Consider the following 19308-nt stretch of genomic DNA (forward strand, 5'->3'; position numbering starts at 1 on the left):
GCGTCCAGATCGGGAAGGAAACAATGGTAACAATGTTAGATGTCTCGTTACGCGCAGGGGTTTCCAAAGCGACGGTATCTCGCGTGTTAAACGGCACCGGACAGGTTAAAGCAAGTACCCGCGAACAGGTATTTAAGGCTATGGAAGAGCTGGGCTATAAGCCTAACTTTCTGGCACGCTCGCTGGCAAACCGCAGCAGTAACAGCATCGGGCTGGTAGTCTCCACTTTTGACGGTTTTTACTTCGGCCGCCTGCTCCAGCAGGCCTCGCGCCGCACCGAATTTTACGGTAAACAGCTAATAGTCACCGACGGCCACGACACGCCTGAGAAAGAGCTGGACGCCGTGCAAATGCTGGCGGACCGGCACTGCGACGCCATCGTGCTGTATACCCGCTTTATGAGCGAGCGGGCGCTTATGTCGCTGATGAACGCCATTCAGGTTCCGCTGGTAGTCATCAACCGGGACGTGACCCTGGCGCGGGAGCGCTGCGTCTTCTTCGAGCAGCAGGATGCCGCGTTTCAGGCGACCGAATACCTCATCCAGCAGGGGCATCGGGAAATAGCCTGCATTACCGTACCTATTTCCACGCCGACCGGCAAAGCACGGCTTATGGGCTACCGTAAAGCGCTGCAAAAACATGGCATTGCGTGGGATGAAGGGCGGGTGAAATACGGCGACTCCAGCATGACTGAGGGGCACCACCTTTGCCAGGAGCTGCTGGCAAGCGGCGTCACCTTTAGCGCTCTGTTTTCCTGCAACGACGATATGGCGCTGGGCGCATCCAAGGCCCTGCACCAGGCGGGGATCCGCATTCCGCAGGATATTTCGCTATTTGGTTTCGACGATGCGCCAAGCGCGCAGTGGCTGGAACCGGCGCTCTCCTCGGTCTATTTGCCTATTGATAACATGATAATTACCGCTATCGATCAGGCCATTAAGCTGGCGAGCGGAGAGCCGCTGGAGCCGATCCCGCCGTTTGTCGGGACCCTGGTATTACGGGATTCCGTGGCTCCCGGCCCCTGGTTTGAGGCCGGAAGAAAGGTGTCAAAGTAGTTCGAGGGCCAGCAGTTCCTGAATAGTCTGGCGGCGGCGAATCAGGCGTGCGCTGCCGTTATCAAACAGCACTTCCGGCAGCAGCGGGCGACTATTGTAGTTTGACGACATAGAAGCCCCGTAAGCGCCGGTGTCGTGCAGCACCAGATAGTCCCCGGTTTTCACCGGCGGCAGCAGGCGAGTTTCAACCTTGCCGCCTTCCTGCTGGGTAAATACATCACCGGACTCGCACAGCGGCCCGGCCACCACGGTCTCCAGCGGCGGCAGCGAAGCCAGCTCGCGGCCATCCCCCGCAATGGCAGAAATATGGTGATAGCTGCCGTACATTGAAGGGCGCATCAGATCGTTAAAACCGGCATCGATCAGCACGAAGTGGCGAGAACCCATATCCTTCACCGCCCTTACCTGAGCGACCAGCACGCCGGCCTCTGCCACCAGGAAACGCCCTGGCTCAATTTCCAGTTTCACCGGGTGACCCAGGTGAGCGGCAATTTTCTCGCGCGCAGCGTTCCACAGCCCGTAATAGTGGTCGGTATTAATAGTCTCTTCCCCCTCACGGTAAGGAATAGACAGGCCGCCACCGGCGGAAATCGCCTCCAGATCCTGACCGAAGTCGATAACCTGCTGTACCATCGCACCGCACACCTGCTCCAGGTGTGCGTAATCCACGCCCGAGCCAATATGCATATGAATGCCAACCAGATGGATGCCATAGCGCTGCATAGCTTCCAGCGCCTGCGGCATATCACTCAGCCAGATACCGTGCTTGCTGTTCTCGCCGCCGGTATTGGTTTTTTGACTATGCCCGTGACCAAAGCCCGGGTTAATACGCAGCCAGACGCGGTGCCCCGGAGAGACTTCACCCAACTGGTGAAGCATATCCACCGAGCCAATGTTAACCGGAATTTTCTGCTCAGCCACCAGCGCCAGCGTGGCGTTATCAATAACGTCTGCCGTGAATACGATATCGTCCGGATTTTCCAGCGGCTTGTACCCCGCCGCCAGAGCACGCTCAATCTCACCCTGCGACACAGAATCCACCTTCACGCCCTGCTCGCGCATCAGCTTCAGAATATGAATATTCGAGCACGCCTTCTGGGCGAAACGAATCACATCGAACTGGCGCAGCTGGGCAATCTGCTGGCGGATGATGTCGGCATCATAAACCCAAACCGGGCAGCCGAATTCGGCTGGTAAAGTCAGCAGATTTTGCGCGTTTAGCGCGGTGGTGGTGTCGGTAAGCGAGCGTGGCATGGCGAACTCCGGGTAAAAATCATTTTGATTATTACGCCATACTCCAGAAAGGATAAAAAATATCGTTTTCTCTCGAGTCTATTCAAATATGATATGGATGAAGACAAACATTCAACGTAACGGTCAACAGACATGCCAGCCATCAACCTGCGCCAGATAGAGATTTTTCACGCCGTGATGACCACCGGCAACCTCACCGAGGCCGCCGGGTTGCTGCATACCTCGCAGCCAACCGTCAGCCGGGAGCTGGCGCGCTTTGAAAAGTTGATTGGGCTACAGCTGTTTGAACGCAGCCGGGGCCGCCTCTACCCTACGGTTCAGGGGCTGCGGCTATTTGAGGAGGTTCAGCGTTCATGGTACGGGCTGGACAGGATAGTCAGCGCGGCGGAAAGCCTGCGCGAGTTTCGCCAGGGCGAGCTGTCCATCGCCTGCCTGCCGGTCTTCTCGCAATCCTTCCTGCCGCGACTTTTGCAGCCGTTTCTTGCCCGCTACCCGGATCTTAGCCTGAACATTGTTCCGCAGGAGTCGCCGCTGCTCGAAGAGTGGCTCTCCGCCCAGCGTCACGATCTCGGGCTGACGGAAAACATCTCCACGCCCGCAGGCACCGAACGCCAGACGCTGCTGACGCTAAATGAAGTCTGCGTCCTGCCTGCCGGACACGGGCTCGCGGGAAAGCCAGAGCTTACGCCTCAGGATTTTGCGGGGGAAAATTACATCAGCCTGTCGCGCACCGACAGCTACCGGCAGCTGCTGGACTCGCTATTTCAGGAACATGACGTTAAACGAAGAATGGTCGTTGAAACCCACAGCGCGGCTTCCGTATGCGCAATGGTTCAGGCGGGGGCAGGCGTTTCTATCGTCAACCCGCTTACCGCGCTGGATTATCACGGGCGAGGAGTGGTTGTGCGTCGGTTTAGCGTAGCGGTGCCTTTTACCGTCAGCCTGATTCGGCCGCTGCACCGCCCTGCTTCTGCGCTGGTGAGCGCGTTCAGCGAGCATCTACAGAGCAGTATGCATCTGTACAGTGACCCGCTGAACGCCCTGCTAAACACGTAATAGACTATTCGGTAACCGGCTGCGGATGCCCGGTGCCGCCGCTAAAATTAATCAGGCAGATAACCAGCCCGATAACCGCCAGCGCAGCCGCGGCAACCGGCACCGCCGTCAGGCCGTAACCACGCTCAATTACCGTGCCGCCAACCCATGCCCCCAGCGCATTACCGACGTTAAAGGCCGCGATATTTAGCGTCGAGACAAGGTTTGGCGCCTCTTTCCCGTGCAGCACAACGTTAATTTGCAGCGCGGGAACCAGAGAGAAAGCCGCCATCGCCCACAGGAACAGCGTAATCTCAGCCAGCCAGGCACCGTGGCTGGTCCAGCGGAACAGCAGAGAGAACACGGCAATCAGGCTAAAGCTCAGGATAAGGCTAACCGACACGCGCCAGTCCGCCAGCCTTCCGCCAAGAATGTTGCCCACCGTCAGGCCAGCGCCAATCAGGAACAGCGTCCAGCTAACGCCCTCAGGCGTAATGCCGGTGATTTGCAGCAGCAGAGGCGCAACGTAGCTAAACAGGGCGAACATCGCGGCGGCAAAAAATACCGTCATGGACAGAGAGAGCCACAGCTTGCCGTTGCCCAGCGCTTTGATTTCACTTTTCAAATCGGCCGGAGCTTCGTCTTTCTGCGACGGCAGGCTGACGATAAGCGCGATAAACGCAATCACGCCGATAACCGCCACGCCCCAGAAAGTGGCTCGCCAACCGTAAAGCTGGCCGAACCATGTGCCAATCGGCACGCCCAGCACGTTTGCCAGCGTCAGGCCGGTGAACATCAGTGCAACCGCAGAAGCCTTGCGCCCGGCGGGAACCAGGCTTGCCGCCACAACGGCACCAATACCGAAGAAGGCGCCGTGACACAAAGCGGTAATGACCCGCGCCAGCATCAGGAACTGATAATTAAGCGCGATAGCGCACAGCAAATTCCCGATGATAAAAATCACCATCAGCAAAACCAGCGACATCTTGCGCGGCAGGCGAGCGGTAAGCAGCGCCATAATCGGCGCCCCGATGGCGACGCCCAGAGCGTAGCCGCTGATTAACCATCCGGCAGAAGGAATCGATATATGAAGATCTCCCGCCACTTCGGGCAACAGCCCCATAATCACGAACTCCGTCGTGCCGATGGCGAACGCACTCATCGCCAGCGCCAGCAAGGAAACAGGCATTGTATTACTCCCGGTAGCAAAATGATGGACGGCTGGCCGCGCCCGGCGGCCGCCTGAAAATGAGGATTTCAGAGGTGCAGCTTTTTAAAATAGTGTGCGCTGCATAACAAATTTATAACACAGAAGTCGCCGGGCATGACCCGGCGTGGCGTGAGGGTAAAGTCGTTGCCTTGCTTAATACATTGATAGATAAAATAAAGCCATCAAACTTAGGCGCACATAAAGCGAACTGCATCGGCAGCGTGAATGGCGGCGGTATCAAACACCGGCAGCGGGCAGTCCTGCTGGCCCAGCAGCAGCCCAATCTCGGTGCAGCCAAAAATAACGCCCTCTGCCCCCTGCGCCTGAAGCTCGCCAATCACCTGCTGGTAGTAGCTTTTTGACTCCGGGTTGATAACGCCGAGACACAGTTCGTCAAAGATAATCTGGTTGATGCGCTGGCGCTGAGCCTCATTCGGGATAATCGAACGAATGGCGAACTGCTCTTCCAGGCGACCGCGATAAAAATCCTGCTCCATGGTGTAGCGCGTACCCAGCAGCGCAACCCGGCTCGCGCCCTGAGCGGCAATCGCACGCCCGGTCGCATCGGCTATATGCAGGAAAGGCAGCGAGCAGCGGGCTTCAATCTGATGAGCCACTTTATGCATCGTGTTGGTACAAAGAACGATGCCCTCGGCTCCCGCTTTTTGCAGTCCCAGCGCGGCATCCGCCAACATATCGCCGGCTTTATCCCACTCGCCTGCGGACTGGCAGGCCTCTATTTCATGAAAATCCACGCTGTGCAGCACGATTTTGGCCGAATGCAGGCCGCCGAGCCGCTGTTTGATCCCTTCATTAATTAAGCGGTAATAAGGGATCGTCGATTCCCAGCTCATTCCGCCCAGTAATCCAATGGTTTTCATCGTCGCCCCTTTTTTCGTTTAACCTCCGGTTATACCCCGGTTCCGGGCAATAAAAAAGCCTCCGGATGGAGGCTTCTTCACTCAGGCGGCTTAAACAATTTCGATATTTTTCTTTCTGCCAGAAACGGCATTTTTCAACAGTACCGCACCGCAGGCGCCAATAAGACCCATCAATGCTGCCAGAGTCACAATGAGAGATTTCCCCAGACCGTCTTTTTTCATCGGCAGAGACGGGTTCATCTGATAGCGGAAGGGCTGGAAGTCGACGTCGTTTACTTTTACCTGTTGTAGCTTAGAAAGATAGTACTGGCGGTTCTGTACGCTGGCATTTAACTCTGCGACATCTTTTAGGGAGGATTCAATTTTCAACTTTTCTGCCAGGCCATCTGCACCCAGCGCAACGGAATAATCAGGATCGTCTTTTACTGCCTGCCCATTGCTGTACACCGGCTTTTTAATACCGGCGGCATTCGCAACATCCAGCGAGTAGCCCAGACGTTGAATATTCACCTTATGCTGATTTTCAAGATTGATTCGATCTAGCTGCAGTTTGTCTTTCTCAACGGCGAATTTTAACTCAACGGCATAGCGTAAATTTTGTAATACATCCTGAGTCGCTCGCTGCCCAATGAACTGAATATAACCGTTCAGGACATCCTGAGCCTCTTCAGGATTTGGGCCGGTAAAGCTTAACATCCATGCTGTATAAGGCGTCGAATCGCTACCTTTGGTATCAGCCTTATTCACCGCCATAAATTTACCCGAGATCAGCTGAATGGCTCTGCGTAATTTGACCTGATCGACACTATCAGTAGCACCGATGAGTTGCTTTACATAATCTGACTTTGCCAGATACTCTTCCCGAAGCGCCTGAGAATCAAAATCCTTCAGGAAATTTTGGTAAACGTGCTCTGCATCTATTTTAGGAGCCGCATCCAGAGCCGTTAGTTCAACCATTGCGCGGCGAAGTTCAATCAACTGAGCGGCCTCTGGCGGGGTAACAATAGCCTGACTGGTCCACTTCTGAGGCAGAATAAAGCTAATCACCAGCCCTGCGAATGCAGCGGCAAGCGTCGCGACAATAATGGTTTTTTTTGCCGAATAAAGGGTACTCATCAAGTCGATTAAATCGATTTCCCGGTGGAGCTCAGGAACCACAGGAAAGGCATGAATATCGTCTCTTTGTGCAGATTTTATTTCTATTGCGGACATATTAGCTAACTCGTGATGGTTGCCAGGGTATAGACACGGGCATGAAACAAATGAATGAGCGCGATTAAACAAAACGATTTCATTACAGAAATTCAACATTGCGCACTCATTTCCTCGCGCAAAATTAAGATAATTCCTGATAATCCAGGCATTATCCCAAGAATATTCCTAAAAACAACCACTCAATGTTGTAGTTTATTTTTTTAGAAACACGTTTTTTCATCATTACTGGAGAAACAAAGAGGGGCGGTCAATAGTGGGAAATTATTGGAGTCATCACCACTATAATTACCAAAAGACACCAAAAAAACAGATAGCAAATACCAATCATTAAGTGGCTATAATCCAGAGAATGATGTTCTCAGGGTTGAACAGCAATTATTTTATCCTCAAAAGACAAAACATCACTTTGCCGCGAAACCAGATTCTCCTCACCCCAGAAGCGCTCAATCTCGGCCTGTAGCCAGTCACGAAAATAACCCACCCTCGGCAAGTCTCTTTCGCCCTGCGGGATCTCCAGCCAGTAGCCGTTGCCGCTTTGCAGTTCCAGTTCAGCCAGCGGCACCAGCAGCCCGTCGCGCATTTCATTGAGGATAATCATTCGATCCAGTACGGAGAGGGTTTGTTATTTCCGCAGATAGCCACGCCCGATAAGGCAGATCCCCCCAGCGCTGAGCACCAGCGTGACGCCCAGTTGTTGATAGCAGCCCGAAACCAGCAACCCAATGCCAATCAGCAAATAATAGGCGAAGCCAAACAGCGCCCCGGCGGTTCCACGGCAGTCTCCGTACTCGCTCAGCGCGGTGCCGAGCACCACCGGAATAGCCATTGAAAACGCCACCATCACCATAAACATCGGCGCAAGAAACCAGATACTGTGCTCCATGAAATAAACGCCCGCACTTCCCGCAAGACCGCAGATACTGGCCGTCAGCAGCAGCATTCTGGCCGCGACCCCACGCTTTATCAGCCGATGATTTAGCCGCGCTCCAGCAAGAGAACCCAACGCCAGCACTACCCCCGTCAGCCCGAATGTAGCCGGCTTCAGGCCAAACTGCTGGAACAAAAACGGCGCCTGGCTGTAGTAGCTGAACAGCCCAATATTAAAGAACGCCACCAGCCCGGTTGCCCTCCAGATTTTGGTATCCCGCAGCATGCGGCCTGAAACCTGCCCCAAAGCCGGACATTGATGCTGTTCAGGCCGGGTTTCGTCCAGCCGCCATGCGCACCAGAGCAGCAAAGCAGCGGCCAGCCCGGCGAGCGAGTAAAAAACGGCCTGATATCCGCCAAAAGAGACAATCAGCCCGCCAAACCACAGGCCAAGTGCCGGGCTTACCGCCAGCGCGATGCCCATAAACGAGAAGATCCGCGCCAGATCCGGGCCGCTGTAGCGGTCGCGCAGCACGGTTTGGGTCACCACGGAGCCGGTTGCCGCCCCAAAAGCGGCCAGCATTCGGGCCGCAAGTAGCAGTGAAAAATGCGAGGTCAATAATGCGGCCACCGCACCAGCCGCGTAGCAAAGCAGCCCCAGTAGCAGCGCCGGTTTACGTCCGAGTAAATCACTGACTCGCCCCCAGAACAGCACGCCTGCGGCAAAGCCAACAAAATAGAGCGAGAGCGTCCAGGCTGCGTCCTGAGCGGTTACGGAAAAGTGCCGGGCGATATCGGTTAAAGCCGGGCTATAAAGGGTTTCCACAATTTGTGGAAACATCAGCAGCGCGGTCAACAGCGCCATTCCGGGATGTGTTTTCACCCTCAGTCCTCCTGAAAAAGAGGCGCTATTGTAGGCAAACCCGAAATGGAACATTATAAACATCCGGACATTTTATAGCGGAAATCGGACATTATGAGCTGGCTGAACGCCGACGCCGAATTTAACCCTGACGAGCTGAATCAAAGCGTCATTGGCGTACAAGCCGAGCTGGGTAACCATGACTCCGGCCTGCACCGGCACCGTATGGGCCAGTTGCTGTTCACCCGTGAAGGCTGCGTAAAGCTGACGATACATGAAGGCCAGGTGCTGTCTTTGCTGCCGCCCGGTAAAGTTGCCTGGCTTCCCGGCGGCGTGAGCCACCGCGCTGAAATGAAAAATAGCGTGGCTTACCGCTCCATCTGGTTTGACCCGGAGCGCTACCCCACGCTTCCCGCCGCAGCAATCGTGCTCAACGCTACGCCGCTGCTTCACGAACTGCTGGAGAGAATGTCAGCCAGCCCGTGGGAAACAAACTGGGAGCAGGGAGCCGCTCAGCACATGGCAGCACTTTGTGTCGCCGAGCTCGAGGCCGCCCGAGAAGAGCCGATGACCCTTCGCTTCGTGCAGGATAAACGGCTGCGCCATCTCAGCGGCGATGAGCTGCCACCGCAGTTGCACGAACTTGCCGCCGTGACTGGCGCAAGCGAGCGAACCATCGGCCGTATTTTTCGCCGCGAAACCGGCCTGTCTTATCAACAATGGCGTCAGCAGTGGCGGCTGATGAAAGCGGTTGAAATGTTGGCAAGCGGGGAACGGATATCCGCCGTAGCCGGAGCGCTGGGCTTCTCAAGCGACAGCGCCTTTATCTACTTCTACCGCAGCCTGACCGGGCAAACGCCGGGCATGCTGTGATACAAAGCCACTGCCAACAACTTAGCCATACGCAGTGCCGCTCATTGCCGCCAGCACGCCCGCAGAGCCTCTATCAATCAGGTTTAAAAACACGTTCGCCGCAGCGGCATTATCCTGGGTTTGACTGAAGTGCCGATGGGCCTGAATAAGCGCTGCGCTCCACGTAGCCAGCAGCAGAGAGGCTGCAAGTTGGATCTCAGGGTTCCGGAAATCGCCTCCAGCCAGCTCGCACGCAAGCGCCTGAGTGAATTCATCGCGGATTGCTCTGGCACGCGCCTTCAGCGCTTCGCTATTTTCGATGGTGGAAACAAACCCCTGGCCCGCCACCGAGAAAGCAACCAGCGGGCTGCCCTGCTCCACCAGTTGATGGGCAAAACGGCGCAATGCTTCAACCGGGCCAATACCCGTATCCCGCAGGCTAAGCGCGCTACGCAGCATCTCCAGCCCCTCTTCTTCACGGTCAAAGAACATGTCTTCTTTACGCGGGAAATGGTTAAACACCGTCATACGCCCCACGCCAGCCTCAGCGGCAATTTCATCAATCGTCACCTGCTCAAAACCCTTTTCCAGAAACAGCCGGGTGGCAACGTTAGAGATTCTTTGCCGGGTGGCCAGGCGATTAAGCGTTCGACGATCGGATGACATTGACAGAATCCTTGCTGATGGATAATTATGTACTGAGTATATATTGGTACTTAGTACAGGTAAACCATGAACAAAGCCCTTGTGGTTATTTTCTCCGCCATCTGCCTTGATGCCGTTGGTATCGGTCTGGTGTTTCCTATCCTTCCCAGGCTGCTGGAACAGGTCACGCAGAGTCAGGACATTGCCCACTGGATAGGCATCATGACCGCGCTTTATGCGCTGATGCAGTTTGTCTTTGCCCCTTTGCTGGGTGCATTAAGCGACAATTATGGTCGCCGCCCGGTGCTGCTGATTTCGCTGGCAGGTGCGGCCATTAACTATCTGATTATGGCCTTTGCCCCTCAGCTGTGGATGCTGCTGCTCGGCCGCGCCATAGCCGGGTTAACCAGCGCCAACGTTTCGGTCGCGATGGCGTATATCACCGATGTTAGCCCGGAGGATAAACGCGCTCGCCGTTTCGGGTTGTTTAACGCTATGTTTGGCGCGGGCTTTATTATCGGCCCGGTGTTGGGTGGGTTGCTTGGTGATTACTGGGTACGCCTGCCGTTTATCGCCGCCGCCGTCCTCAACGGCTGCAATCTGCTGATGGCGCTATTTATGCTGCCGGAATCACGCCAGCCGGAACGCCAGCCTTTCAGGCTGGCCACGCTCAACCCGCTGCTGCCGCTGCGTAAAATTTTCGCCATGAAGGGGCTTATCCCGATTGCGCTGGTATTTTTCATTTTAAGCGCCACCGGCGAGGTCTACGGCACCTGCTGGGCGCTGTGGGGATTTGATACTTTCGGCTGGAACGGCCTGTGGATTGGGCTTTCGCTGGGGGCTTACGGCATTTGCCAGACGCTGACCCAGGCGCTACTTCCCGGCCCGGTAACCCGGGTGCTGGGCGAGCGGGGTGCGGTGCTGTTCGGGATTGCCAGCTCCTGCGCGGCGCTGGCGATGCTGGCTTTTACTCAGCAAGGCTGGCTGGTGTTTGTGATTATGCCGCTGTTTGCCCTCGGCGGAGTAGGCACCCCGGCGCTACAGGCTTTAGCTACCCGCAAGGTAGATTCCGGCAGCCAGGGGCAATTACAGGGCATTCTCGCGTCGTCGGTTAGCCTGGCGTCGATAATTGCTCCGCTGGGCTTTTCCAGCTTCTACTTTGTGGTGCAAAAGCAGTGGCCCGGCGCTATCTGGTTATCAGTGATTGCGGTGTACGCCGTCGCGGTGCCGCTGGTGCTGCTCGGCACCAGAAGCAGGCAGGCGGAGCAGCCGCAGCGCCTGTAGTCAGGTCGCGCTGTGTTTGTCGGCGCAGGTCACGATGTCCGGCTTGCTCATAATGACTTTATCGGTCCCGTAGCGCGTAATGTTCAGCATCGCGTTGCCGATGTCGATAATGGATAAAAAGCGCTTGCCGGTAACCGCGCTGATAAGCCGCATTATCGGTGCGATGACGATGTATAACAGCCGATAAGCCGGAGTGCGGGACTGGACATCCGGCGTCGGCAGAATGAACGCCGGGCGGAAAATGGCGACATTGCCGGTAAACAACGCCTGTAGCTTGTTTTCCACTTCGCCGCGCACCCGAGCCCACATCTGTGAACTCTTGCCGCTGGCGTCAGCCCCCGCGCCGGATACATAAATAAACTTCATCTGCGGGCTGCTGGCCTTGAGCTGTTCCGCAACGCGCAGCGTCATATCGTAAGTGACCCGGCGATAAACCTCTTCGCTGACGCCGGATGAGCTGATCCCGGCGCAGAAGAAGCAGCCGTCAACGTCGCTGAACAGAGGGTCTGATGCATCAAAGGTCAGCAGATCTTTATTTACGATATGGCGCACACGCGGGTCAGCAACGCCTTCAGGCTCGTTCCTGACCAGCAAAATAATCTCGCTAACGTCTTTCGCCGCCAGGCTTGCCCGCAGCACGCCCTGCCCGACCATGCCGCCAGAACCAACAATCACAATTTTCATCAGCAGTACCTGTTAAAAAGTAGAGTCAGGCAGAAATAGCACGCCACATCATTCCAAAGCCCAGTTCCAGCAGCGCTTCTTTATCCGCTGGGTGTTTTGCAATTTGCTCGCTGGTAGCATCGGAAATATTCTGGATAACGGCGTAGATAAACGCTTTGCTGTCGGTGACGAACAGCGACTGCTTAATGGCGTTATCAAACATTTTATCCGCCTGGTTTAGCGCCTCCGGCGTGCTGGCGATGGTTTCCGGCGTTAGCAGCTCTGACACCGTCAACAACCTTAATACCCGCTTCCCTTCAGGATTTCTCAGCGACCATTCGGTGTAGCCCCGCCAGATATGCAATATCTGAGTGCGAAATTCGGCATCCTTCGGGTAACCGGCGACCAGCAGGTCGGACATATCCTGCTTCAGCATCAAATACACTTCATTAAGCAGCTGCTCTTTGGTCGGAAAGTAGGTAAACAGCGTTCCTACCGCCACACCGGCACGTTTAGCAATGCTGGCCGTAGTGGCCGATAAACCACTTTCGGCAACCGTCTGCACCGCCGCTTCAAGAAGTGCCGCATGTTTTTGCGGGCTTAGTGGTCTTGCCATTATTACGCCTCCGGGGCCGGTAAATTCAGTGAGCACAGTGTAATAGATTTAGCCGCCTGGATTTTAGCTTTGCTTTCCTCCCGCCGTTTGCGGGAGGAACGGTGTTACTCGGGAATAAACCCGGTTTTGCCTTCAATAGCGACGGAGACGGAAATCTCCTGCTGCGACTCCAGAGATTGCAGGCTTTTTTGGTAGCTGCCTTTAAGGATCTGGAAGGCGTCCGCGCCCAGAACGGTACGCAATTCCGGTTCCGGCTGCTGGCTCAGGGTATAGATGGCGTTCGCCATTTTAACCGGGTCACCTGAGTTACTTTCCTCACCGTGCTCGGCAATCCAGCGGCGTAGTTGCCCCACGGTGCCGTCTTTGTAGGCCGCGGTTTCTTCGGTCCAGCGCACGTTGGCCTGGAAGTTGGTTTTAATCGAGCCAGGTTCGATGATTTGCACCTTGATATTGAATTCAGCAACTTCCTGGGCCACTGTCTCAGCAAAACCTTCAAGACCATATTTAGCCGCGTGATAAAACGCACCGCCGGGGAAAGCAACGCGCCCGCCCATGCTGGAAACGTAAATCAGGCGTCCCTGTTTCTTAGCCCGCAGAGCCGGAAGGAAAGCACGCGTAATGTGTACCGGGGAGAGCAGGTTTAAAGCAAATTGATGCTCGATTTCCTGCTCGCTAAACTCTTCCATTGCGCCAATAATCGCGCCGCCCGCGTTGTTCACAATAATGTCGCTGTCGGCGTGCTTTTTAGCGATTTCCGGCAAGCTGGCAAAATCCGTTACGTCCAGCTTCTCAACAACAAGCTGCGAGGAAAATTGCTGGCTCAGCTCTGCCAGAGCTGCCGGATTACGTACGGCGGCAACTACGGTGTGCCCGGCTTCCAGTACGCGACGGGTCAGCGCCAGGCCAAGGCCGCCGGAAGCACCGGTGATAAACCACTTTTCAGTTTTAGACGTCATCTTTTTCCCCTTAGTTATCAGGCGCTGCACGCTGCCGGTAAGGCTTATGTGCGGTGTATTACGGCCAACCAATAAATGACTGACCACTCACTCAATTATAAGATTGACGATTTTATTTGCAATACATGACGGTGAAATTTATTCGCCCGGCAGTCGGAGGGGCGATTTAAAATGAGTTTTATCAGTCCGATACAGACAGAATTTTTTCTGATGGGCAAGGGAAAAACCAGGGGGGAGCGTTCGATAAAGCAGCATATTGCGCCAGGAAGCGTTTGTCGCGCGATCTGGCCACACTCAAGCAGCAGATAAAACAATAAAGCCCGAAGCGTTGAGACTCAGGGCTTTATTGTATCCGACACGGCATTTTAGAATGTTTGCCAGTGCCCCTCTTCTTCTCTTTTTGGCACCCTGCGCGGCACGGGCCGCGCCGATTGTACAACTTTAGCTTCATCATTATCGCCGAGGCGTAATGTGCTGGTTCTTTTTTCCAGCTCAAATACCTGTTTATTCAGCACTTCGGAAGAACCGGCCAGTTCTTCAACCACCGCAACATTTGTCTGGGTGGCTTTTTCCAGTTCGGACAGCGCGCTGGTAATTTGCTGAATCCCTTTTTCCTGCTCGTTTGTTGAGATAAATATATGCCCCATTAGCGCATCAATATTTTCCGACCCGGAAACAATATCCTTCATATTTTTTTCCGCTTCGGACACCAGACTTGCGCCCTGTAATACGTTTTGATTAGTAATATCAATCAGTGATTTAATATTCTTGGCGGACTCAGAGCTTTTATGCGCCAGGTTTCTTACTTCGCCCGCTACCACCGCAAAACCTTTTCCATGCTCGCCGGCACGCGCCGCTTCAACTGCGGCATTCAGCGCCAGAATATTGGTCTGGAAGGCAATGCTGTCGATGATGGTAATGATTTCCGTCATCTTATTGGCACAGTCGGTAATCGAGGTCATATTGCTGGTCAGCTTCTGCATCAGGTCGCTGCCGTGGTTAGCCGAACGGTGCGCTCCGCTGGTGATACCGCTGAGCTGGCGGGTGCTTTCAGCATTATTTTTGGTACCCGCCGAAATCTGCTCCATGCTGGCAGCGGTCTGGATAAGCATCGCCGACTGCTGCTCGGTTTTCACCGACAGCGTCGCGCTTTGGTGCGCCAGATTTTCAGATAACGTATTGGCAGACTGGGAAGATTTACGAATATCCATTACCAGGGTAGTAATTTCGGCCGAAAGCGTATTTATGCCGGGAATTAAGCGCCCGGCGCAATTATTACCAAACTCAGGAATATGCACCGACAAGTTTCCGGAGTTTATCTCATCTATGCTTCTTTTAACGTTATTAATCGGCCGTACAAGATATATCGTCATATACGTCCAGAGAGAGGTCAACAATATTGCCCAGGCAATATTTAACATTATCAGAACATAAAGATTCGCAGATAAACTGAACGCCAATAAATCGATAACTAAAAACGATATCGCTAAAAAGAAGAAAATAACGCTGCGAACGCTGGCATTCTTAAGCATAAGTAGTCCTGTGACTTGCACGGGGGGGTATATTATTTATTACCTGGATTGATAGAAAAGCCATCGCCCAAAAAAGATTGAAGTTATATGCTTCCGTAAGTCAACTTAAAGGATTTTTAATCCGCACTTTTGGATTAAGAACGCCGCCTTTATCAATATATCCAAAGCCTCTCCACCAGCGCAAGAGCACGTACACAAGCCGACTGATTAGTGACTTGCATTTTGATAGTTACCATGTCAATTTGAGCGCAAATGACATTCGCCCTCAGGCCAGACCATGAAAAATGAACCGCTGTGCAACGCTCCCTGCCCCATCGCCCGCAGCCTCGGCCGCATCGGTGATAGCTGGAGCATCATGATCCTGCGTGATGCCTTCGCCGGATTTACCCGCTTCGATGAGTTCCAGAAGAGCAGCAACGTCGCGCCAAACATTCTGTCGCGCCGCCTGAAGGAGTTAGTAGACGACGGGCTGCTGGAAAAAGTCTGCTACAGCAGCACGCCGCCTCGCTATGAATACCACCTGACTCAAAGCGGCCGCGACTTCCACATAGTCCTGCTGGCGCTGGCCGAATGGGGTAGCCGCCACTTCTCACCGGAAGGCCGCCAGATGCAACTGGTAGAAAATGAAACCCAGCGTCCGGTAGAGCCGGTAATGGTCGATAAGCAAACCGGGGAGGCTATCGTTCCGGGCAAGTACACCATGGTTCCCGGCCCTGCCGCTTCGCCGATGATGAAATACCGCCACGAATACCTGCTGCGCAAGCGCGCGGGCGAAGTCGGGCAAAAATTCCAACCTGAACCTTACAGAGACGCCAACAATGAATCCGGCCAGTAAGAAAAAAATGCTCACGCTGGCCGTACTCGGGGCGGCGATTCTGGCGGCGGCAGGTTATGGTGCCCACTGGTGGCACGCCGGGCGCTATATGCAGTCTACCGACGATGCCTACGTTGGCGGCGATATCAGCGCCATATCCACCAAGGTTTCTGGGTACATTCAGCAGCTAGCCGTGCAGGACAATATGGCGGTGAAAAAAGGCGACCTGCTGATTCGTATTGACGATCGTGATTATCAGGCCGCGCTGGCAAAAGCCCGCGGCGAGGTTGCGGCCCAACAGGCAGCGCTGGCGGATATCGCGGCAACAAGGCAGCTACAGCAGGCCACAATTATGGGTTCTTCTGCTTCGCTTGCAGCAGCAACAGCGGCAACGGAGAAATCGGCAAATGATAACCGCCGCTACGGCGCGCTGGAGGCGACGAGCGCTATTTCAGCCCAGACACGCGACAATGCCTCCGCCGATTACCGCCGCGCCAGAGCCGAACAAAGCAAAGCCCTGGCGGATAAAACTGTAGCCGAACGCCAGCTGGCGGTGCTCGACGCTCGCGAAAAACAAACCCAGGCCGCGCTGGAGCAGGCACAGGCTAATCTGGCGCTGGCAAAACTTAATCTCAGCTACACCGAGATCCGCGCCCCGTTTGATGGCGTAATCGGAAATCGCCGCGCCTGGTCAGGATCGTTTGTCAGCAGCGGCACGCAATTACTTTCGCTGGTCCCCTCCGGGGGGCTGTGGATTGACGCTAACTTTAAGGAAAACCAGCTGGCGCACATGCGCGCCGGGCAGCCGGTAACCGTGGTTGCGGACGTGCTGCCAGACCACACTTTTAAAGGCCATATTGCAAGCCTTGCACCGGCTACCGGCTCGCGCTTCAGCATTCTTCCGGCTGAAAACGCCACCGGCAACTTCACCAAAATCGTTCAGCGCGTGCCGGTTCGCATCGCTCTGGAAGGCGATGGGGCGAAACTTGACGTGCTGCGCCCGGGGCTGTCGGTCATTGTCACCGTCGATCAAAAGAGCACCCGATGAGTAGCACCAAGGCCGTTCCGCTGCCTCAGGGCATATCTATGCCGATGGGGAAAAAGATCTTCGCCTTCGCCAGTATGTGCGTGGGGATGTTTATTGCGCTTATCGACATCCAGATTGTCTCCGCTTCGCTACGTGACATCGGAGGCGGCCTGTCAGCAGGCGACGATGAAACCGTCTGGGTGCAAACCAGCTACCTGATCGCCGAGATCATTATTATTCCACTTTCAGGCTGGCTGGCGCGGGTGATGTCGACTCGCTGGCTGTTTGCCGCTTCGGCCGCGGGCTTTACCCTGATGAGCCTGCTGTGCGGCTGGGCGTGGAATATCCAAAGCATGATCGCCTTCCGCGCATTACAAGGGCTGGCTGGCGGCTCAATGATCCCGCTAGTTTTTACCACCGCCTTCGCTTTTTTCCAGGGAAAGCAGCGGGTGATCGCAGCCGCAACCATTGGCGGCCTTGCTTCGCTGGCTCCAACGCTGGGGCCGACGGTCGGCGGCTGGATCACTGAAAATTTTAACTGGCACTGGTTGTTCTTTATTAACGTCGTGCCCGGCATTTATATCGCCATCGCCGTGCCGCTACTGGTCAAGGTGGACTCGCCAAATCCCTCCCTTCTGCGGGGGGCGGATTATTTCAGTATTCTGCTGCTCGCCGCCTCGCTGGGCTGCCTGGAATATACCCTTGAAGAAGGCCCGCGCTGGGGCTGGTTTGACGATACAACGCTGACCACCACCGGCTGGATAGCGCTGCTGTGCGGCATCGTCTTTATTGTTCGCACCCTGCGCCACCCGCAGCCGGTTATGGATCTGCGCGCCCTGCAGGACAGAACTTTCAGCCTCGGCTGTTACTTCTCGTTTATGGCCGGAGTCGGCATTTTTGCCACCATTTACTTAACCCCTCTGTATCTCGGCACGGTGCGCGGTTTTAGCGCCCTTGAGATTGGCCTGGCGGTCTTCTCCACCGGTTTGTTCCAGGTGATGTCTATCCCCTTCTACTCGTGGCTGGCTAACCGGGTCGATCTCCGCTGGCTGCTGATGGCCGGGCTGGTCGGCTTTGCTTTCTCAATGTACAGCTTCGTGCCGATCACCCATGACTGGGGGGCCGATCAGTTGCTGCTGCCGCAGGCTTTTCGCGGCCTGGCCCAGCAGTTTGCCGTCGCGCCAACCGTAACCTTAACGCTCGGTAGTCTGCCTCCGGCCCGCCTGAAGCTGGCATCCGGCCTGTTTAATTTAATGCGTAACCTGGGCGGCGCTATCGGCATCGCCCTGTGCGGAACGGTACTTAACGACAGAACAAACCTGCATTACAGCCGCCTGGCGGATCATTTAAATAACGCCAACCTGGCGATGAGTGATTTTGTTCAGCGTGGTACGGCAAACCTGGTCACCCAGGGGATATCGCCGGATGCCGCCGCCACGGGGGCGCTGAAGAATCTCTCATCGCTGGCGCTACGCGAGGCACGAACCCAGGCATTCTCGGATGCTTTTTATCTGATAATGATAGGTTTTTTAATTGCCGCGCTGCTGGTTCCGTTGATGAAAAAACCGCAGGCACAGTGATATCCCGGAGAGGCGTTATACGTCGGGTGGAGTATCTTTAACTGGCGGTTTCAAACGCCTGCTGTAGCCATGCTTTGAACTCCTGCACATCCCGCCTGCCCGCTTTTTCAGGGCTGGTCACAAAGTAATAATTCGCACCGGGCAGCGCGCCCGGCAGGGCGATATGCAGCAACCCCTGCTCCAGCGCCCGGCGAATCAACAACTCGCTGGCAAGCAATACGCCCTGCCCGGCAATGGCGGCCTGGATGGCGTGCGTTTCATCATCAAAACGGATCCCCGACTGCACGGCTAAATCCGCCGGGCCGAAGACCTCCTTCCAGTGCTGCCAGCTTGGTTCGGGGCTGGGTACATGGCGATTCTCAATATGAAACAGCGTTAGCCCGGCCAAATCCTTCGGGCTGTGGAGCTTAAGCTGAGGGCTGGCTACCAGCACAAATTTATCCTGATGCAACAGCGTACTTTCAAGCACGCTGTCCGCCTGCATGCTGTAGCGGATCGCGCAGTCTGCCATCGTCCCGCGCAGGTCGGCCAGCTCAACACTGCTGTGGAAACGCAGCTCCAGCTCAGGGTGCTCGCGATGCAGAGAAGGCAGGCGCGGCACCAGCCAGTTGGTGAGAAAATTAGAGGTGGTGCTGAGCGTCAGCGCCCCCGGCAGAGCCGTGTGATCGATAGCCTCCACCGCCTCGCGCAGCGTAGTGAATATATGCCCGGAAGCGCGAAACAAGATCTCCCCGGCACCGGTTAAAGCCACGCCGCGCGCGGAACGGACAAACAACCGCTGATTAAGCGATTCTTCCAGCGCGCGAATTTGGTGGCTGATGGCGGTTGGCGTTACGCCAATTTCCCCGGCCGCGGCTTTAAAGCTGGCGTGGCGGGCAACGGCGTCAAAAGCCCGAATAGAGGAGAGCGGCGGCAATCGGCGTAATTTCATGAATGAATTTAACTCATCTTTTGCTGAAA

At 55.3% G+C, this 19308-nt stretch carries 19 protein-coding genes; 7 read left to right on the plus strand and 12 right to left on the minus strand.

Translation table 11 applies throughout. The features are described from left to right. The first annotated feature begins 23 nt into the window (after positions 1–23). Entirely contained in the window at positions 24–1055 is a 1032-nt protein-coding gene (locus tag HMPREF0201_RS17265) for a LacI family DNA-binding transcriptional regulator (protein WP_016538059.1), read from the plus strand. On the opposite strand, the gene lysA is transcribed toward HMPREF0201_RS17265, so the two are convergent. Then, positions 1047–2309 (minus strand): diaminopimelate decarboxylase, encoded by a 1263-nt coding sequence (lysA, locus tag HMPREF0201_RS17270; RefSeq protein WP_016538060.1) that lies wholly within the window; start codon positions 2307–2309, stop codon positions 1047–1049. The genes HMPREF0201_RS17265 and lysA overlap by 9 nt on opposite strands. A gap of 132 nt (positions 2310–2441) precedes the next feature. On the opposite strand from lysA, the gene HMPREF0201_RS17275 reads away from it, so the two are divergent. Then, positions 2442–3365, plus strand: coding sequence for a LysR family transcriptional regulator (locus tag HMPREF0201_RS17275; RefSeq protein WP_016538061.1), 924 nt, complete (start codon positions 2442–2444; stop codon positions 3363–3365). A gap of 4 nt (positions 3366–3369) precedes the next feature. Here the strand turns inward: HMPREF0201_RS17275 and HMPREF0201_RS17280 are convergent, their stop codons facing one another. The 5 genes from HMPREF0201_RS17280 to HMPREF0201_RS17300 all read right to left on the minus strand — a co-directional run bounded on the left by HMPREF0201_RS17280 (position 3370) and on the right by HMPREF0201_RS17300 (position 8400). Then, positions 3370–4533, minus strand: a complete 1164-nt coding sequence (locus HMPREF0201_RS17280) for an MFS transporter (protein WP_016538062.1) — start codon at positions 4531–4533, stop codon at positions 3370–3372. 209 nt (positions 4534–4742) lie between these two features. Further along, the gene (locus tag HMPREF0201_RS17285; RefSeq protein ID WP_016538063.1) at positions 4743–5435 is read right to left on the minus strand and encodes an aspartate/glutamate racemase; all 693 of its coding nucleotides are present in this window, start codon (positions 5433–5435) and stop codon (positions 4743–4745) included. Positions 5436–5525: 90 nt separating this feature from the next. After that, the gene (gene wzz(fepE), locus HMPREF0201_RS17290; RefSeq protein ID WP_016538064.1) at positions 5526–6647 is read right to left on the minus strand and encodes an LPS O-antigen length regulator Wzz(fepE); all 1122 of its coding nucleotides are present in this window, start codon (positions 6645–6647) and stop codon (positions 5526–5528) included. Positions 6648–7008: 361 nt separating this feature from the next. Beyond that, on the minus strand, positions 7009–7248 hold the full coding sequence (locus HMPREF0201_RS17295; protein ID WP_016538066.1) for a hypothetical protein: 240 nt from the start codon (positions 7246–7248) through the stop codon (positions 7009–7011). Positions 7249–7272: 24 nt separating this feature from the next. Beyond that, positions 7273–8400: a multidrug effflux MFS transporter gene (locus tag HMPREF0201_RS17300; protein ID WP_438358723.1), complete on the minus strand. Its 1128-nt coding sequence runs from the start codon at positions 8398–8400 to the stop codon at positions 7273–7275. A gap of 93 nt (positions 8401–8493) precedes the next feature. Between HMPREF0201_RS17300 and HMPREF0201_RS17305 the strand changes: the two genes are divergently transcribed. Next, the gene (locus tag HMPREF0201_RS17305) at positions 8494–9252 is read left to right on the plus strand and encodes an AraC family transcriptional regulator (RefSeq protein ID WP_016538068.1); all 759 of its coding nucleotides are present in this window, start codon (positions 8494–8496) and stop codon (positions 9250–9252) included. Positions 9253–9273: 21 nt separating this feature from the next. Here the strand turns inward: HMPREF0201_RS17305 and HMPREF0201_RS17310 are convergent, their stop codons facing one another. Beyond that, positions 9274–9897 carry a TetR/AcrR family transcriptional regulator gene (locus HMPREF0201_RS17310; RefSeq protein WP_016538069.1) on the minus strand — a complete coding sequence of 208 codons (624 nt, stop codon included), beginning with the start codon at positions 9895–9897 and terminating at the stop codon, positions 9274–9276. Positions 9898–9963: 66 nt separating this feature from the next. Here HMPREF0201_RS17310 and HMPREF0201_RS17315 point away from each other — a divergent pair, with 66 nt between their 5' ends. Next, complete coding sequence (locus tag HMPREF0201_RS17315) at positions 9964–11160, plus strand: TCR/Tet family MFS transporter (RefSeq protein WP_016538070.1); 1197 nt, start codon at positions 9964–9966, stop codon at positions 11158–11160. On the opposite strand, the gene HMPREF0201_RS17320 is transcribed toward HMPREF0201_RS17315, so the two are convergent. The 4 genes from HMPREF0201_RS17320 to HMPREF0201_RS17335 form a co-directional block, all read right to left on the minus strand. Further along, positions 11161–11844 (minus strand): NAD-dependent epimerase/dehydratase family protein, encoded by a 684-nt coding sequence (locus tag HMPREF0201_RS17320; RefSeq protein WP_016538071.1) that lies wholly within the window; start codon positions 11842–11844, stop codon positions 11161–11163. Positions 11845–11869: 25 nt separating this feature from the next. Continuing rightward, complete coding sequence (locus HMPREF0201_RS17325; protein WP_016538072.1) at positions 11870–12439, minus strand: TetR/AcrR family transcriptional regulator; 570 nt, start codon at positions 12437–12439, stop codon at positions 11870–11872. A 104-nt stretch (positions 12440–12543) separates the two neighbouring features. Next, positions 12544–13395: an SDR family NAD(P)-dependent oxidoreductase gene (locus HMPREF0201_RS17330; RefSeq protein ID WP_039898771.1), complete on the minus strand. Its 852-nt coding sequence runs from the start codon at positions 13393–13395 to the stop codon at positions 12544–12546. A 365-nt stretch (positions 13396–13760) separates the two neighbouring features. Beyond that, positions 13761–14927 (minus strand): methyl-accepting chemotaxis protein, encoded by a 1167-nt coding sequence (locus tag HMPREF0201_RS17335; protein ID WP_016538074.1) that lies wholly within the window; start codon positions 14925–14927, stop codon positions 13761–13763. Positions 14928–15204: 277 nt separating this feature from the next. Between HMPREF0201_RS17335 and HMPREF0201_RS17340 the strand changes: the two genes are divergently transcribed. Genes HMPREF0201_RS17340 through HMPREF0201_RS17350 form a run of 3 tightly spaced genes read left to right on the plus strand, consistent with a single transcriptional unit; the run spans position 15205 to position 18348 of the window. Continuing rightward, positions 15205–15762 (plus strand): winged helix-turn-helix transcriptional regulator, encoded by a 558-nt coding sequence (locus HMPREF0201_RS17340; protein WP_016538075.1) that lies wholly within the window; start codon positions 15205–15207, stop codon positions 15760–15762. Then, positions 15746–16789 carry an HlyD family secretion protein gene (locus HMPREF0201_RS17345; RefSeq protein WP_016538076.1) on the plus strand — a complete coding sequence of 348 codons (1044 nt, stop codon included), beginning with the start codon at positions 15746–15748 and terminating at the stop codon, positions 16787–16789. Before HMPREF0201_RS17340 ends, HMPREF0201_RS17345 begins: the two co-directional genes overlap by 17 nt. Further along, positions 16786–18348, plus strand: a complete 1563-nt coding sequence (locus HMPREF0201_RS17350; protein WP_016538077.1) for a DHA2 family efflux MFS transporter permease subunit — start codon at positions 16786–16788, stop codon at positions 18346–18348. Before HMPREF0201_RS17345 ends, HMPREF0201_RS17350 begins: the two co-directional genes overlap by 4 nt. A gap of 37 nt (positions 18349–18385) precedes the next feature. On the opposite strand, the gene HMPREF0201_RS17355 is transcribed toward HMPREF0201_RS17350, so the two are convergent. Continuing rightward, positions 18386–19279 (minus strand): LysR substrate-binding domain-containing protein, encoded by an 894-nt coding sequence (locus HMPREF0201_RS17355; protein WP_016538078.1) that lies wholly within the window; start codon positions 19277–19279, stop codon positions 18386–18388. Between the last annotated feature and the right edge of the window lie 29 nt (positions 19280–19308).

It is taken from the genome of Cedecea davisae DSM 4568, assembly GCF_000412335.2.
Taxonomy (GTDB): domain Bacteria; phylum Pseudomonadota; class Gammaproteobacteria; order Enterobacterales; family Enterobacteriaceae; genus Cedecea; species Cedecea davisae.

Bases quoted from the DNA above. Each gene is read 5' to 3' on its own strand.
- HMPREF0201_RS17265 (WP_016538059.1), top strand. From the start codon at position 24: ATGGTAACAATGTTAGATGTCTCGTTACGCGCAGGGGTTTCCAAAGCG.
- HMPREF0201_RS17345 (WP_016538076.1), top strand. From the start codon at position 15,746: ATGAATCCGGCCAGTAAGAAAAAAATGCTCACGCTGGCCGTACTCGGG.
- HMPREF0201_RS17285 (WP_016538063.1), bottom strand. From the start codon at position 5,435: ATGAAAACCATTGGATTACTGGGCGGAATGAGCTGGGAATCGACGATC.
- HMPREF0201_RS17320 (WP_016538071.1), bottom strand. From the start codon at position 11,844: ATGAAAATTGTGATTGTTGGTTCTGGCGGCATGGTCGGGCAGGGCGTG.
- HMPREF0201_RS17325 (WP_016538072.1), bottom strand. From the start codon at position 12,439: ATGGCAAGACCACTAAGCCCGCAAAAACATGCGGCACTTCTTGAAGCG.
- HMPREF0201_RS17335 (WP_016538074.1), bottom strand. From the start codon at position 14,927: ATGCTTAAGAATGCCAGCGTTCGCAGCGTTATTTTCTTCTTTTTAGCG.
- HMPREF0201_RS17340 (WP_016538075.1), top strand. From the start codon at position 15,205: ATGAAAAATGAACCGCTGTGCAACGCTCCCTGCCCCATCGCCCGCAGC.
- HMPREF0201_RS17295 (WP_016538066.1), bottom strand. From the start codon at position 7,248: ATGATTATCCTCAATGAAATGCGCGACGGGCTGCTGGTGCCGCTGGCT.
- HMPREF0201_RS17280 (WP_016538062.1), bottom strand. From the start codon at position 4,533: ATGCCTGTTTCCTTGCTGGCGCTGGCGATGAGTGCGTTCGCCATCGGC.
- lysA (WP_016538060.1), bottom strand. From the start codon at position 2,309: ATGCCACGCTCGCTTACCGACACCACCACCGCGCTAAACGCGCAAAAT.
- HMPREF0201_RS17310 (WP_016538069.1), bottom strand. From the start codon at position 9,897: ATGTCATCCGATCGTCGAACGCTTAATCGCCTGGCCACCCGGCAAAGA.
- HMPREF0201_RS17305 (WP_016538068.1), top strand. From the start codon at position 8,494: ATGAGCTGGCTGAACGCCGACGCCGAATTTAACCCTGACGAGCTGAAT.
- HMPREF0201_RS17355 (WP_016538078.1), bottom strand. From the start codon at position 19,279: ATGAAATTACGCCGATTGCCGCCGCTCTCCTCTATTCGGGCTTTTGAC.
- HMPREF0201_RS17315 (WP_016538070.1), top strand. From the start codon at position 9,964: ATGAACAAAGCCCTTGTGGTTATTTTCTCCGCCATCTGCCTTGATGCC.
- HMPREF0201_RS17350 (WP_016538077.1), top strand. From the start codon at position 16,786: ATGAGTAGCACCAAGGCCGTTCCGCTGCCTCAGGGCATATCTATGCCG.
- HMPREF0201_RS17330 (WP_039898771.1), bottom strand. From the start codon at position 13,395: ATGACGTCTAAAACTGAAAAGTGGTTTATCACCGGTGCTTCCGGCGGC.
- HMPREF0201_RS17275 (WP_016538061.1), top strand. From the start codon at position 2,442: ATGCCAGCCATCAACCTGCGCCAGATAGAGATTTTTCACGCCGTGATG.